Here is a 14,421-nt window from a genome sequence, read left to right on the forward strand (position 1 = left end):
TCCGTTCGACCGGGCGTATGTCCGATCGTTGCGCTTGGCAGCGATCGTAACCCGCAGGGGTAAACGCGAGGCAATGCGCGTGCGTACTCCCGATTGCGACCCGCACCTCCCTGCCTGGGCCGACCCATGCAGCGTACCCTCCGGTGCTGTCGAACATCAGGCCCCCGGGTCCGCTATCGCAGGCCTTCGCCCGTGGTCGCGAGGCGGGTCGCCGCCCGTTCGAGGTCCTCCGACGCCCGGTTGATCCGCTCCGTGGTGACCGTGACCTGACGGCCGAGGCGCTGGGCTTCGACGAAGACCTTGACGCCGAGCACACCGAGCACGGCGATGCCCAGGAATCCCAGGGCGATGGCGAGCATGGGCCAGAACATACGGCGGTGCCTCTTCCTACGGGCTTCCTACGGGGCTGTCCGACGGGGCTGTCCGACGGGCGGCTGCGGTCGGGGCGCTACAGGGCGGTGTGCAGGCGCAGGGTCCGTACGCCACCGCCGGTGAGCAGTTCGATGATGCGCTCCCCGGCGGGCTTGCGGACCGAGGCGCCGCACTCGGGGCAGGTGAAGGTGTAGAAGGTGGTACGGCTGGTGGCGCCGATGGCGAGCCGCAGCGCCGCGGCGGCCAGCTCGAAGCGCCCGCGGCAGTCGGGGCAGGCGGCCCGGAAGCGTACGGCGGCGGATACGGGCACGCGGACGGGCCCGGCGCCGGGCAGGGGCGCCGGGCGGATTCCGGTGACGGCGGCCGGAAACAGCGGCGTCCGGTTCATCGTTGTCTCCCCTCCTCGGGTCTCAGACCGCGCCCTCGTAGGCGGCGAGGGCCTCGCGGGCGGCCTCGCGGGCGCTGTCCGCGAGTTCCGGCGGGGCGACGATGCGGCCGTCGCCGCCGAGCCGCAGGGCGAGCCGGCGCAGGGAGGCCGGGTCCGGGGTGCGCAGGGTGATCCGCAGGCCGCCGTCGGGGAGCTCCTCGGCGGAGTCGTGCGGGTAGTACTCGGCGACCCAGCGGCCGCCGGTGCCGACCTCGACGACGACTTCCGGGTCCTCGGCGGCGGGCTGGACCAGCCCCGCGGACAGGTCGCGCAGCTCCAGCTCGGGCGGGGCGGCGGGGGCGTCGAGGAGGCGGATCTCGGCGACCCGGTCCAGGCGGAAGGTCCGGCGGGCCTCGGAGAGCCGGCACCAGCCCTCCATGTAGGTGTGGCCGACGGCGAACAGCCGGATCGGGTCGACCTCGCGCTCGGTGAGTTCGTCGCGGGCGGGCGAGTAGTAGCGCAGCCAGAGCCGGCGGCGCTCGGAGATGGCCCGGTCGACGTCGGCGAAGACGCCGCCCTCCGCCTCGAAGGTCACCGAGAGCCGGGAGCTGGCCGCCCCCGACTCGCCGGCGGCCGTCTCCAGCTTGGCGGTGGCGCGGACGAGGGCGAGCCGGTCGCTCTCGCGCAGGCCGGGCAGGGTGGCGACGGCGCGGGCGGCGACGAGGAGCGCGGTGGCCTCGTCGGCGGCGAGGCGGAGCGGCTCGGCGACGTCGTCCGGGTTGTGCCACCAGATCCGGTCGCCGTCGGTGTCGATGTCGAGGAGGTCGCCGCCGCGGAAGCTGGTGCCGCACATGGGCAGGACGTCGAGGTCCGAGATCAGCTCGTCCTCGGTGATCCCGAAGGCCCGCGCCACGTCCTGGACGTGGGCTCCGGGGCGCTCGCGCAGATACGTCACCAGGGACAGCATCCGACGGGTCTGGTCGATCGCGTTCGTGGCCATTTCCCTGCCCCTAGTCCTTGGCCACGGCGCGGAGCCGGTCCACCACATCGGCCCGCAGATCGGCGGGTTCCTCCACGACGACGTCCGGGCCGAACTCGACGAGCCAGGCGTCGAGGCCGTGCCCGTACGGAATCTCCAGCTCGTCCCAGCCGTCGCCGCGTTCCCTCACGGTTATCGCGCGCGACCGCAGCGGGTAGCCGGCTCCGGCGCGCAGCCTGATCCGGGCGGTACGGGTCGCGGTCTCGCCGGCCCAGCTCTCCACGGTCTCGCGGACGGTGACGACGTCGGGCACCTCGGCGCTGAACGCCCCGGCGCGGGAGCGGACCTTGCCGGTGATGCGGGAGAGCCGGAAGACGCGTTCGGCGCCGCGCCCGCGGTCCCAGCCCGCCAGATACCAGTGGCCGCGCCAGCATTCGAGGGTCCAGGGTTCGACCTGGCGCTGCTCGGGGCGGGCGGAGTTGGCCTTGCGGTAGTCGAAGGTGACGGGCCGGCGGTCGCGGCACGCCAGCATGAGGGGCTCGAAGGCGGCCTCGTGGACGGGGATGCGGGGTTCGAGGGCGCTGTGGACCTCGTAGGCGTCCTCGGCCTCAGGCATCCCGGCGGCCCGCAGTTTCTGGAGGGCGCCGCTGGCGGCTCCGGCGAGGCGGGCCTGCTGCCAGACCTTGGCGGCGAGGCCGAGGGCCGCGGCCTCCTCGGCGTCCAGGGTGATGGGGGGCAGCCGGTTGCTGTCGCGGCGGGCCAGGTAGCCGGTGTCGCCGTCGAGGTTCTCGACGGTCTCGATGACGAGGCCGAGCTCGCGCAGATCGTCCTTGTCGCGCTCGAACATCCGGTTGAAGGAGTCGTCGGAGCCCGCTTCGAGATAGGCCTCGATGGATCCGCGGAGTTCGCGCTTGCTGAGCGGGCGCCGGGTCCCCAGCAGGCACAGCGCGAGGTTCATCAACCGCTCGGCCTTGGCAATCGCCATCGACGCCCTTTCTCTTGTTGCTCTACGACCGTCGACCGTACCGCCCCGGGGTGTGGGGACCAAAAGGCGGGCCGCCGACCGGAGAACGGTGACGGGCCCGCCGGAGAACGGTGAGGGCCCCCGCCGCACGGCGGGGGCCCTCACGCGTACAACCGGAACCGATCAGACCGCGACGAGGTCGCAGACGAAGATCAGCGTCTCGCCCGGGGCGATCTTGCCGCCGGCGCCGCGGTCGCCGTAGGCGAGGTGCGCGGGGATGATCAGCTCGCGACGCCCGCCGACCTTCATGCCCTGCACTCCCTGGTCCCAGCCGGAGATGACCTGACCGGCACCGAGCTGGAACTGCAGCGGGGTGCCGCGGTTCCAGGAGGCGTCGAACTCCTCGCCGGTGGAGAAGGCCACGCCCACGTAGTGGACGGAGACGGTCTGGCCCGCCTGGGCCACCGCGCCGTCGCCCTCCCAGATGTCCTTGATCTGCAGGTCGGCCGGCGGCTCGCCACCCGGGAAGTCGACCTCGGGCTTCTCGATGCTCACTGAACTGCTCCTCTAAATGATGAACTGGACAACCGGGACAGTGTTACACCTTGGCGAGGATGTCCACGGCGAAGACCAGGGTGGAGTTCTTCGGGATGGCCTGCTGCTGCTGGTCCCCGAAGGCCTGGTCCGGCGGGATGACGAGCAGTACCCGGCTGCCGACCTTCTTGTCCACCAGGCCGTTCTTCAGGCCCTTGAGGGTGACCTGGGACAGCGGGAAGGTCTGGGTCTTGCCCGTGGTGTACGTGTTGTCGAACTCCTTGGCGCCCTTCCAGATCATGCCGACGTAGTTCACGACGACGCTGTCGGACTCCTTGACGACCTCGCCGTCGGACTCCAGGACGTAGTTGGAGACGAGCTTCTTCGGCGGGTCGCCCTTGGGGATGGTGACCGTGGGGGCCTTGCCGTCGGTCTTCACGCCGACCTTGGGCAGGTCGGCGTTGTCCTGGGCGACCTCGGTGCCCTTGGCGGAGGCCGGGATCTGGGTGGCCTTCAGGATGTCGACGACGAACACGAGCGTGGCGTTGGGCTTGATGTCGCCCTGGCCCTGCTCGCCGTAGCCGAGCTCGGGCGGGATGACCAGCTCGACACGGCTGCCGACCTTCTGGCCGACCAGGCCCTTGTCCCAGCCCTGGATGACCATTCCGGCGCCGAGCGTCAGATCGAAGGGCTGCTTGCGGTCGAAGCTGTTGTCGAACGGCTTGGTGGAGTCCCACGCCTGACCGAGGTAGTTGACCTGGATCGCGTCGCCGTTCTTGAGTTTCGCGCCGTCCCCCTCGCTGATGACGTCGGTCTTCAGCTCCTTGGGCGGGCCACCCTTCCCCTTGGAGAGGGTGGGCTTCTCGCCGAACTTGGCGCCCGCGGTGATCGCGGGGACGCCGTTCTTGGACGAGGCGGAGTCGGAGGCCTTGTCGTCGCTGCCGCACGCCACTGCCGACAGCAGCAGGAGGGGGGCGAGAAGAAGGCCGGCAATTCGGCGCACTGGTTCCTCAGATCTCAGGGGGCACGGTCGATCGGTCCCGCAACACTCTAAGGGTTGTCCCGCGATTCCCGGCGGGCACGCGACGACAGCCACGGCACCTCGCCGCGTTGTCGGAACGTCCGCATACATCCAGTATGCGGACGTCCCTCCGCCGTGCGATGCACCGCGTCTGACGCCGCGCGCCGATCCACCGGGAGAAGCGGGACAACCCCCAGGCCCTCCGATCCGGTTGGGGCCGGACCCCGCACGGACGGCCCCGGCCTCCAGGACCGGTGGGTCCTGGAGGCCGGGGCCGTGATGCGGTGGCGCCGGATCACATGCCGGCGATCAGCTTCTCCACCCGCTCGTCGACGGAGCGGAACGGGTCCTTGCACAACACCGTGCGCTGCGCCTGGTCGTTGAGCTTGAGGTGGACCCAGTCGACGGTGAAGTCCCGCCGCTGCTCCTGGGCCCTGCGGATGAAGTCGCCGCGCAGCCTCGCCCGGGTGGTCTGCGGGGGCACCGACTTGCCCTCGAAGATCTTCAGGTCGTTGCAGATGCGGGCGGTCTGCCCCTTGCGCTCCAGGAGGTAGAAGAGGCCTCGGCGACGGTGGATGTCGTGGTAGGCGAGGTCTATCTGGGCGACCCGCGGATTCGACATGGTCATGTTGTGCTTGGCCCGGTACCGCTCGATGAGCTTGTACTTCATGACCCAGTCGATCTCGGTGTCGATCCGGTCGAGGTCCTCTGCCTCGATCGCGTCCAGGGTGCGGCCCCACAGCTCCAGGACCTGGTCCACGGTGCCGGTGCGGATGCCCCGGCGCTCGACGAAGTCCACGGCCTTCTCGTAGTACTCCCGCTGGACCTCGATGGCCGAGGCCTCCCGGCCGCTGGCCAGGCGCACCTTGCGCTGCCCCGTGAGGTCGTGGCTGACCTCACGGATCGCCCGGATCGGGTTCTCCAGGGTCAGGTCGCGCATCACCGTGCCCGCCTCGATCATGCGGAGCACCAGGTCGGTGGCGCCGACCTTGAGCAGCATGGTCGTCTCGGACATGTTCGAGTCACCGACGATGACGTGGAGGCGGCGGTACCGCTCGGCGTCGGCGTGGGGCTCGTCGCGGGTGTTGATGATCGGCCGGGAGCGGGTGGTCGCGGAGCTGACGCCCTCCCAGATGTGCTCGGCGCGCTGGCTGACGCAGTAGACCGCGCCGCGCGGGGTCTGGAGCACCTTGCCCGCACCGCAGATCAGCTGCCTGGTGACGAGGAACGGAATGAGGATGTCCGCGAGCCGGGAGAATTCTCCGTGGCGGGCGACGAGGTAGTTCTCGTGGCAGCCGTAGGAGTTTCCCGCCGAGTCGGTGTTGTTCTTGAAGAGATAGACGTCGCCCGCGATTCCCTCCTCGTGCAGGCGGCGTTCGGCGTCGACGAGCAGGCCTTCGAGAATGCGCTCGCCCGCCTTGTCGTGCGTGACCAGTTCGGTCACGTTGTCGCATTCGGGGGTTGCATATTCCGGATGCGATCCCACGTCGAGGTAGAGGCGGGCGCCGTTCCGCAGAAAGACATTGCTGCTGCGGCCCCATGACACAACACGGCGGAAGAGGTAGCGCGCCACTTCGTCAGGTGACAGTCGGCGCTGTCCCCTGAACGTGCACGTGACGCCGTACTCGTTCTCCAGCCCGAAAATGCGGCGGTCCATGACTGAACATTACGCCTTATGGCCTGAGCTGAAACCGGGTTCGACGGCTCCGTTTCGATCATTTTCCGATCCCGCCACGACGGCGGGCGTACGGGAGACACCCGCCAGGACCCTCCCGGTGGCCAGCAGGACGATCAGAGCCGCCACTCCACCGGCCCCGGCGACGGCGAAGCTCCAGGCGGTCGAGCCGAGTTCGACGGCCGGTCCGGCGACGGCCGTACCGGCCGCCGCGCCTACGCCGAAGGTGGTGACGAGCCAGGAGAACGCCTCGGTCACCGTGCCGCGCGGGGCGTGCCGGTCGACCACGATGAAGGAGCAGGCGATGGCCGGCGCGAGGAACACTCCGGCGAGGGCGGCGAGCGCGGCCATGACAGGCACCGAGGGGGTGAGGGTCAACGGCAGATAGCCCAGCGCCAGCAGCCCGACGATGACCCGCAGCTGCCTCTCGGGCGCACCGGCCCACTGCCGCGCCCCGTAGGCGAGGCCGCCGATCAGCGCACCGAGGCCGAGCGCGGCCATCAGCCAGCCGTACACCGACTCCCGGCCGTGGTCGTCCGCGTACGCCACCCCGGCCACCGTGATGGAGCCGAGGGCGAGCCCGACGAAGAAGAACGCGCCGAGCAGGGCGAGGAGTCCGGGTGAGCGCAGGGCGCCGAGCCAGTGCGCCTCGCGGGGTGCGGAGCGCCAGGTGCGCGAGGGCTCGGACAGGACGACCGAGAGGGCGCCGAGCACGCCGATGGCGTTGATGACGAGCAGGGCGGCGGCCGGTGACCAGAGCGAGACGAGCAGGGTCACCAGGAGCGGGCCGACGGTGAACATGATCTCCTGCGCCACGGCGTCCATGGCGTAGGCCCGGTGCACCTGGCCCTCGCCCTTGAGGACGCTGGGCCACAGGGCCCGCAGGCCGCCTTCCAACGGCGGTGTGGCCACCCCGGCGATGACGACGGCGAGGTAGGCCAGCGGGAGCGAGGAGAGGCCGGTGAGGGCCAGCAGGGACATGCCGAGCGCGGAGACGACGGCGGCCGGGAGCTGGACGCGCGGCTGCCCGTGGAGGTCGACCGCCCGGCCGAGCAGCGGCTGCCCGACGGCGGTGGCCAGTCCGTAGGCGGCGGCGAGCGCGCCGGCCAGCGTGTAGCTGCCGCCCTCGGCCCGGGTGAACAGCACGATCGCGATGTGCGCGGTGCCGTTGGGCAGCCGCCCCACCAGGGTGCCCGTCAGCAGCCGGGCGGCATGCCGCGCCCGGAGGATCTCCAGATATCCCGCGGCCATTCCCGCCCCTCTCCGCCCCGACCGGCTGTGCCGCCCCCGAGGTGTTACGTATAACGTCGAGGTTCATACGTACCATGTGCGCAGTTCGCGGGTCCACCTCGCGGCGTTACGGAAACATCTCGCACGGAGGCACGAGTGACCAGCGCGCAGCAGCCCGTCCCCGCCCGGCCCACCAGCCGCGACGTGGCCCGTGCGGCGGGCGTCTCGCAGGCGACGGTCTCCCTGGTGCTCGGCGAGAAGTGGCTGGGCAGGGTGTCGGAGACCACGGCCCAGCGGGTCCGGGACACCGCGGCGGAGATCGGCTACCGGCCCAATCTGGCGGCCCGCAGTCTGCGGCTCGGCCGCACCAGGACCGCACTGCTGGTGGTGCCCGCGCTCACCAACGAGTTCTTCGCGCGGGTGTACGCCGGGGCGGCGGCGCTCGCCGCCGAACACGGTTTCGGCGTGGTGCTCTACCCCTCGCCCGACGGCACGGGCCCGGCCCGCGACCCGTTCGCCTCGGCCCGCGCGGCGCTCGACGGGGTCATCGCGTCCTCGATGGCCGCCGACGCGCTCGGCGCGCTGCACGGGGCGGATCTGCCGCTGGTGATGCTGGACAGCGATCCCTCGGACGCCGGGCCCGCCGCCCATGTGAACCTCGACATCGCCGACGGGATGCGGCAGGTGACGGACCATCTGCTGCGCCTCGGCCACCGCCGCTTCCTCCATCTGGCGTCCGCCGTGGACACCTGGACGTTCGCGGTGCGCGCCGGGGCACTGCACGAGGCGCTGGGAGCGGCGGGAGGCGCCACGGTGCGCACCGTGCGCGCCCCGCTGGAGGTGGGGGCGGGGCGCGAGGCGGTCGAGCAGGCCCTGTCGGCCGCCGGGGACCGGCCCACCGCGATCGTCTGCGACGACGACATCCTGGCCGCCGGTGCCTGCAAGGCGGCCCGCAGGCTGGGGCTGCGGGTGCCGGACGAGCTGTCCGTCACCGGATTCGACGACCTGGCGCTGGCCACCGCGCTGGAGCCGGAGCTGACCACGGTGCGGCTGCCGGCGGAGCGGGTCGGGGAACGGGGCATGGAGGCGCTGCTCGCGGTGCTGGACGGCCGTCCCGTCGAGCGGGGCGGCCTGCCGGTCCGGCTCGTCGTGCGCGGGTCCACGGCACCGCCGCCCGCTGCCCGGACATGACGGTGCCCCCGGGCCGGGACCCGGGGGCACGACGCCCCTGAAGGCGTCGCTCGCCTACTTGTCCGTCTCCTCCGTGGAGCCGGGGCCGCTGTCGGTGGCGTCCGTGCTGTCGGCGTCCTCGGTGTCGGACGGGGCGTCCGTCGGCGTGCTGCCGGCGGCCTCCGTGTCCAGCAGCCGGGCCAGCTGTCGGCCGACGATCCGCTTGAACTTGCGCTGCTGGGGACGGGTGCGGTCCAGGACCGCGACCTCCAGGCGCTCCGCGGGGATCTCCCGCTCGCCGCCGCCCGGCTCCCGCGAGAGCGCCTGGACGGCCAGCTTGAGCGCCTCGGCCAGCGTCATGCCGTCGCGGTGGCGCTGGTCGAGGAAGGTGCTGATCTGTTCGGAGTTGCCGCCGACCGCGACCGAGCCGTGCTCGTCCACGATGGAGCCGTCGTGCGGCAGCCGGTAGATCTGGTCGCCCTCGGCCGCGCTGCCGACCTCGGCCACCACCAGCTCCACCTCGTACGGTTTCTCGGCCGCGCTGGAGAAGATGGTGCCGAGCGTCTGGGCGTAGACGTTGGCCAGCCCACGGGCCGTCACGTCGTCCCGGTCGTAGGTGTATCCGCGCAGATCGGCGTAGCGCACCCCGCCGATGCGGAGGTTCTCGTACTCGTTGTACTTGCCGGCGGCCGCGAAGCCGATCCGGTCATAGATCTCGCTGAACTTGTGCAGTGCGCGGGACGGGTTCTCGCCGACGAACACAATGCCGTCGGCATACTGCAGCACAACGAGGCTGCGACCACGGGCGATGCCCTTGCGGGCGTATTCCGCCCGGTCGGCCATGGCCTGCTGGGGTGAGACATAGAACGGCGTCGACACCGGCTATCCGTCCCTTTCTGTCAGTGACGAGTGCGTCGGGAAGCTGGAGCGTGTTTCGGAAGTAGCGCCGTCCGCCCGGGCGCCGCCGAGCAGGCGGGACTTTCGAACCACGCCCCAGGGGTCCGGATCAGAGCAGCGCGGCGCGCGGGCCGTCGGGCTGCTCGAGTCGGCGTTCCAGGATGGAGCGCGCGATCGCGGAGGACTCCTGGTCGGTCAGCCTCCGGAAGCCTTCGTCGGTGATGACGGTGACGATCGGGAAGATGCGGCGGGCCACGTCGGGGCCGCCGGTCGCCGAGTCGTCGTCCGCCGCGTCGTACAGCGCCTGCACGACCAGGGTGAGGGCCTGGTCCTCCGTCAGGTCCTCGCGGTAGAGCTTCTTCATCGCGTTGCGGGCGAAGATCGACCCGGAGCCGGTGGCCGCGTAGCCGCTCTCCTCGCTGCGCCCGCCGGTGACGTCGTAGGAGAAGATGCGGCCCTTCTCGCGGTCGACGTCGTAGCCGGCGAAGAGGGGCACCACGGCGAGGCCCTGCATGGCCATGGCGAGGTTGCTGCGGATCATGGTGGAGAGGCGGTTGGCCTTCCCCTCCAGGGAGAGCTGGGCGCCCTCGACCTTCTCGAAGTGCTCCAGCTCCAGCTGGAACAGCTTGACCATCTCCACGGCCAGTCCGGCGGTGCCGGCGATGCCGACCGCGGAGTACTCGTCGGCCGGGAAGACCTTCTGCATGTCGCGCGAGGCGATCATGTTGCCCATGGTGGCGCGCCGGTCGCCGGCCAGGACCACGCCACCGGGGAAGGACGCCGAGACGATGGTCGTCCCGTGCGGCGCCTCGATGGGCCCCTGGAGCGGCGGCAGGCTCCGGTTGCCCGGGAGCATCTCGGGCGACTGGTCGGACAGGAAGTCCATGAACGAGGACGAACCCGGCGTCAGGAAGGCAGCTGGTAGACGCCCGGTGCTACGAGTGTTGGCTTCCACGCGTTTCCCTCCAGGTATGCGATGGCCCTGCGCAGGAGAGTCAGGATCATCCCCCGACCTGCCGATGGCCGAATTGCCGTTGAAGCAAGCACGTACGCCACGGACCCTACCCGCCAGGCGGGAGTGATCCACATGTTCGGCGGAGGTTGTCCGCACCGATCCGGCGGGGCCGGGAACCGGCCCCCGGGTCGGTGGGCGGGGTGACGGCGCGCACGGTGGCGCACGCCGTCACCCCTCTCCCCCGATGTCCGCGTGAGCGCCCGGAACACGTCCGGGCGTTCACACTGGTGAACTACTGTCCACCCTTCTGAACGAACGACCGGACGAAGTCCTCGGCGTTCTCCTCCAGGACGTCGTCGATCTCGTCCAGGACCGAGTCGACGTCGTCGCTCAGCTTCTCCTGGCGCTCCGCGAGGTCCTCGGACGCCTGCGCGTCCTGCGCCTGCTCCTCGACCTCCTCGGTGGAACGTGTCGCCTTCTGCTGTCCGCCGCCGGTGTCCTTGGTCGCCATGTAGCTCACCCCGCTCGGTTCGAAGCAATCGAAGCTCTTGATCAGACCCTACCCACGGGGCCCGATATTTGACCCGGTAGTTGATGCAACGCCCGCGCCTCAGGTGATTGATTCCCAGCCCGGAGGCCTTTCAGCCGCCCGACAGGGCCCGGACCAGCTCCTCCGCCGTCCGGCAGCGGTCCAGCAGGTCCTTGACGTGCTCCTTCGTGCCGCGCAGCGGTTCCAGGGTGGGCACCCGCTGGAGGGAGTCGCGGTCCGGCAGGTCGAAGATCACCGAGTCCCACGAGGCCGCCGCCACGTCGTCGGCGTACTGCTCCAGACAGCGCCCGCGGAAGTAGGCCCTGGTGTCCTCCGGGGGCTTCGCACGGGCCCTGGTGACCTCGTCCTCGTCCAGGAGGCGCTTCATCTTCCCGCGGGCCGCCAGGCGGTTGTAGAGGCCCTTGTCGGGCCGCACGTCCGCGTACTGGAGGTCCACCAGATGCAGCCGGGGCGCGTCCCAGTCCAGCGCGTCGCGGCGGCGGTAGCCCTCCATGAGCTCCCGCTTGGCGATCCAGTCCAGCTCGCCCGCCAGGCTCATCGGATCGGTCTCCAGCCGGTTGAGGGTGTCCTCCCAGCGGGTCAGGATGTCCTTGGTCTGCTCGTCGGCGTCCGCGCCGTACCGTTCGTCGACGTACTTGCGGGCCAGCTCGAAGTACTCCATCTGGAGCTGGACCGCGGTGAGCGTCCGGCCGCTGCGGAGCGTGATCAGCTGCCGCAGGTCCGGGTCGTGGGAGACCTGGTGCAGGGTGCGCACGGGCTGGTCGACCGCGAGATCGACGTTGATGAAGGCGTCCTCGATCATGGACAGCACCAGGGACGTGGTGCCGAGCTTGAGATAGGTGGAGATCTCCGAGAGGTTGGCGTCGCCGATGATCACATGGAGCCGGCGGTACTTCTCCGCGTCGGAGTGCGGCTCGTCCCGGGTGTTGATGATGGGACGCTTGAGCGTGGTCTCCAGCCCGACCTCGACCTCGAAGTAGTCGGCGCGCTGGCTGATCTGGAAACCGTGCTCGTTGCCGTCCTGGCCGATGCCGACCCGGCCCGCGCCCGTGACGACCTGGCGCGAGACGAAGAACGGCGTCAGATGCCGCACGATGTCGGAGAACGGCGTCTCCCGCTGCATGAGGTAGTTCTCGTGCGTGCCGTAGGAGGCGCCCTTGTTGTCGGTGTTGTTCTTGTAGAGGTGGATCGGCTGCGCGCCGGGGATGGCGGCCGCCCGCTCGGCCGCCTCCGCCATGATCCGCTCGCCGGCCTTGTCCCAGAGCACCGCGTCGCGCGGATTGGTGATCTCCGGGGAGCTGTACTCGGGGTGCGCGTGGTCGACGTACAGCCGGGCGCCGTTGGTGAGGATGACATTGGCCAGGCCGATGTCCTCGTCGGTCAGCTGGCTGGAGTCGGCGGTCTCCCGGGCGAGGTCGAAGCCTCGCGCGTCACGCAGCGGGTTCTCCTCCTCGAAGTCCCAGCGGGCGCGGCGCGCCCGGTGCATCGCCGCCGCGTAGGCGTTGACGATCTGGGACGAGGTGAGCATGGCATTGGCGTTGGGGTGGCCGGGGACGGAGATCCCGTACTCCGTCTCGATGCCCATTACTCGCCGTACGGTCATGCGGCCCTCCTTGCCCGGCGTCGGCCCCCTCCGGGGACGACGCTCAAGTACCGCTGCTGAGTCCGGTGCGTGTGCGGTGCCCGTCACCGCACTGCGCGACTCGGCGGTACCGCAGAGCCTAGAGCGCCTCTGCGCCGGTGGGGAGCTCCATTACGACATTGCTCCGGCAGGGCCGGAACGGGGGAATGAAACCGGCTGCGGAGGCCCCTGGGGGCTTCCGCAGCCGGTCCGCGTTTTACAGGTACTGGCCGGTATTGGCCACCGTATCGATGGAGCGTCCGGTGTCCGCGCCCTGCTTTCCGGTGACGAGTGTGCGGATGAATACGATCCGCTCACCCTTCTTGCCGGAAATCCTGGCCCAGTCGTCCGGGTTGGTCGTGTTCGGCAGGTCCTCGTTCTCCTTGAACTCGTCCACGCAGGCCTGCAGGAGATGAGCGACCCGCAGTCCCTTCTGGCCCTGTTCCAGGAATGCCTTGATGGCCATCTTCTTCGCCCGGTCGACGATGTTCTGAATCATCGCGCCGGAGTTGAAGTCCTTGAAGTAGAGGACTTCCTTGTCGCCGTTGGCGTAGGTGACCTCCAGGAAGCGGTTCTCCTCGGACTCCGTGTACATCCGCTCCACGACGGACTGGATCATCGCGTGGGCGGCGGCCGGCCGGGAGCCGGTGTGCTCGGCCAGGTCGTCCGCGTGCAGCGGGAGCCCCGGGGTGAGGTACTTCGCGAAGATGTCCTTCGCCGCCTCGGCGTCCGGACGCTCGATCTTGATCTTCACATCGAGACGGCCGGGGCGCAGGATGGCGGGGTCGATCATGTCCTCGCGGTTGGAGGCGCCGATGACGATGACGTTCTCCAGGCCCTCCACACCGTCGATCTCGGCGAGCAGCTGCGGGACGATGGTGTTCTCCACGTCCGAGCTGACGCCGCTGCCGCGGGTACGGAAGAGGGACTCCATCTCGTCGAAGAAGACGATGACGGGGGTGCCCTCGCTCGCCTTCTCCCTCGCACGCTGGAAGACCAGGCGGATGTGCCGCTCGGTCTCGCCGACGTACTTGTTGAGGAGCTCGGGGCCCTTGATATTGAGGAAGTAGCTCTTCCCCGTGGGCTGCCCGGTGACCTCGGCGACCTTCTTGGCGAGCGAATTGGCGACGGCCTTGGCGATGAGGGTCTTGCCACAGCCGGGCGGACCGTAGAGCAGGATGCCCTTCGGCGGGCGGAGTTCGTGCTCCTTGAAGAGGTCGGGGTGCAGGTACGGAAGCTCGACCGCGTCGCGGATCAGCTCGATCTGGTCGCCCAGGCCGCCGATCTTGTCGTAGTCGATGTCCGGGACCTCTTCGAGGACGAGCTCCTCGACCTCGCTCTTGGGGACCACCTCGTAGACGTAACCCGACCTGGAGTCCAGGAGCAGGGCGTCGCCGGAGCGGATGGTGATGTCCAGCAGCGGCTCGGCGAGCCGCACCACCCTCTCCTCGTCGGTGTGCCCGACCACCAGGGCGCGCTCGCCGTCCTCAAGGATCTCCTTGAGGGTGACGATGTCCCCGGCGCGCTCGAACTGCATGGCCTCGACCACGTTGAGCGCTTCGTTGAGCATGACCTCCTGGCCGCGCCGGAGCTCGTCGAGCTCGACACTGGGACTGACGTTCACCCGGAGCTTGCGGCCCCCGGTGAAGATGTCGCAGGTGCCGTCCTCGTTGGCCTGCAGGAAGACACCGAAGCCGGCCGGCGGCTGCGCGAGCCGGTCGACCTCCTCCTTGAGGGCCACGATCTGGTCACGCGCCTCACGGAGCGTGTTGGCGAGCCGCTCGTTCTGCGCGGACACGCCCGCCAGGTTCGTCTGCAACTCGACGATCCGCTCTTCGAGAATCCTCGTATGACGCGGAGAGTCGGCGAGCTTACGTCGCAGGACGGCGATCTCCTGCTCGAGATAGGCAACCTGGCCGGCTGGGTCCTCTGACCCTCGCGCGGGCCGGGTGCCGCGGTTGATGTCGTCGTCGTGGGCTGCCACGGTCCTCACCTCCTCCATGGGGAGCTGGACGCTTCCTGACCCTACCTGGGTGGGTGGTGATTGAAACCCCTAGATCACAAAGACTGCGGGGCGTGTCCGATC

The 14,421-nt window shown here is 70.1% G+C and carries 14 protein-coding genes and 1 pseudogene; 1 reads left to right on the top strand and 14 read right to left on the bottom strand.

The window, feature by feature from the left end; all coding sequences use genetic code 11:
- Positions 1-173: 173 nt before the first annotated feature.
- From OG245_RS06375 to OG245_RS06410, 8 genes are all read right to left on the bottom strand, one after another.
- Positions 174-371, bottom strand: a complete 198-nt coding sequence (locus OG245_RS06375; RefSeq protein WP_018959516.1) for a hypothetical protein — start codon at positions 369-371, stop codon at positions 174-176.
- A gap of 77 nt (positions 372-448) precedes the next feature.
- Positions 449-760 (bottom strand): hypothetical protein, encoded by a 312-nt coding sequence (locus tag OG245_RS06380; protein ID WP_371622566.1) that lies wholly within the window; start codon positions 758-760, stop codon positions 449-451.
- Between the two features lie 22 nt (positions 761-782).
- Positions 783-1,739, bottom strand: coding sequence for a helix-turn-helix transcriptional regulator (locus OG245_RS06385; RefSeq protein ID WP_371622567.1), 957 nt, complete (start codon positions 1,737-1,739; stop codon positions 783-785).
- Positions 1,740-1,749: 10 nt separating this feature from the next.
- Positions 1,750-2,703: a helix-turn-helix transcriptional regulator gene (locus tag OG245_RS06390; RefSeq protein WP_371622568.1), complete on the bottom strand. Its 954-nt coding sequence runs from the start codon at positions 2,701-2,703 to the stop codon at positions 1,750-1,752.
- Between the two features lie 162 nt (positions 2,704-2,865).
- Complete coding sequence (locus tag OG245_RS06395) at positions 2,866-3,237, bottom strand: FKBP-type peptidyl-prolyl cis-trans isomerase (RefSeq protein ID WP_371622569.1); 372 nt, start codon at positions 3,235-3,237, stop codon at positions 2,866-2,868.
- 43 nt (positions 3,238-3,280) lie between these two features.
- Entirely contained in the window at positions 3,281-4,219 is a 939-nt protein-coding gene (locus tag OG245_RS06400) for an FKBP-type peptidyl-prolyl cis-trans isomerase (RefSeq protein WP_371622570.1), read from the bottom strand.
- Between the two features lie 313 nt (positions 4,220-4,532).
- Complete coding sequence (gene pafA / locus OG245_RS06405; protein ID WP_026290808.1) at positions 4,533-5,894, bottom strand: Pup--protein ligase; 1,362 nt, start codon at positions 5,892-5,894, stop codon at positions 4,533-4,535.
- Between the two features lie 9 nt (positions 5,895-5,903).
- A complete protein-coding gene (locus OG245_RS06410; RefSeq protein ID WP_371622571.1) occupies positions 5,904-7,163 on the bottom strand; it encodes an MFS transporter in 1,260 nt (419 codons plus the stop codon).
- A 135-nt stretch (positions 7,164-7,298) separates the two neighbouring features.
- Between OG245_RS06410 and OG245_RS06415 the strand changes: the two genes are divergently transcribed.
- Entirely contained in the window at positions 7,299-8,333 is a 1,035-nt protein-coding gene (locus tag OG245_RS06415; RefSeq protein WP_371622572.1) for a LacI family DNA-binding transcriptional regulator, read from the top strand.
- Between the two features lie 54 nt (positions 8,334-8,387).
- On the opposite strand, the gene prcA is transcribed toward OG245_RS06415, so the two are convergent.
- From prcA to arc, 6 genes and pseudogenes are all read right to left on the bottom strand, one after another.
- Positions 8,388-9,191, bottom strand: coding sequence for a proteasome subunit alpha (gene prcA, locus OG245_RS06420; RefSeq protein WP_371622573.1), 804 nt, complete (start codon positions 9,189-9,191; stop codon positions 8,388-8,390).
- 127 nt (positions 9,192-9,318) lie between these two features.
- Positions 9,319-10,164, bottom strand: coding sequence for a proteasome subunit beta (prcB, locus tag OG245_RS06425; protein WP_371622574.1), 846 nt, complete (start codon positions 10,162-10,164; stop codon positions 9,319-9,321).
- Positions 10,116-10,305, bottom strand: a pseudogene (locus tag OG245_RS06430) (endonuclease domain-containing protein); the annotation flags it as partial. The pseudogene OG245_RS06430 and the gene prcB, both read right to left, overlap by 49 nt.
- Before the next feature lie 151 nt (positions 10,306-10,456).
- Complete coding sequence (locus tag OG245_RS06435) at positions 10,457-10,675, bottom strand: ubiquitin-like protein Pup (RefSeq protein WP_003970166.1); 219 nt, start codon at positions 10,673-10,675, stop codon at positions 10,457-10,459.
- A gap of 130 nt (positions 10,676-10,805) precedes the next feature.
- A complete protein-coding gene (dop, locus tag OG245_RS06440; protein WP_371622575.1) occupies positions 10,806-12,317 on the bottom strand; it encodes a depupylase/deamidase Dop in 1,512 nt (503 codons plus the stop codon).
- A 235-nt stretch (positions 12,318-12,552) separates the two neighbouring features.
- On the bottom strand, positions 12,553-14,319 hold the full coding sequence (gene arc, locus OG245_RS06445) for a proteasome ATPase (RefSeq protein ID WP_371622576.1): 1,767 nt from the start codon (positions 14,317-14,319) through the stop codon (positions 12,553-12,555).
- Positions 14,320-14,421 lie beyond the last annotated feature (102 nt).

Source organism: Streptomyces sp. NBC_01116 (assembly GCF_041435495.1).
Taxonomy (GTDB): Bacteria; Actinomycetota; Actinomycetes; order Streptomycetales; family Streptomycetaceae; genus Streptomyces.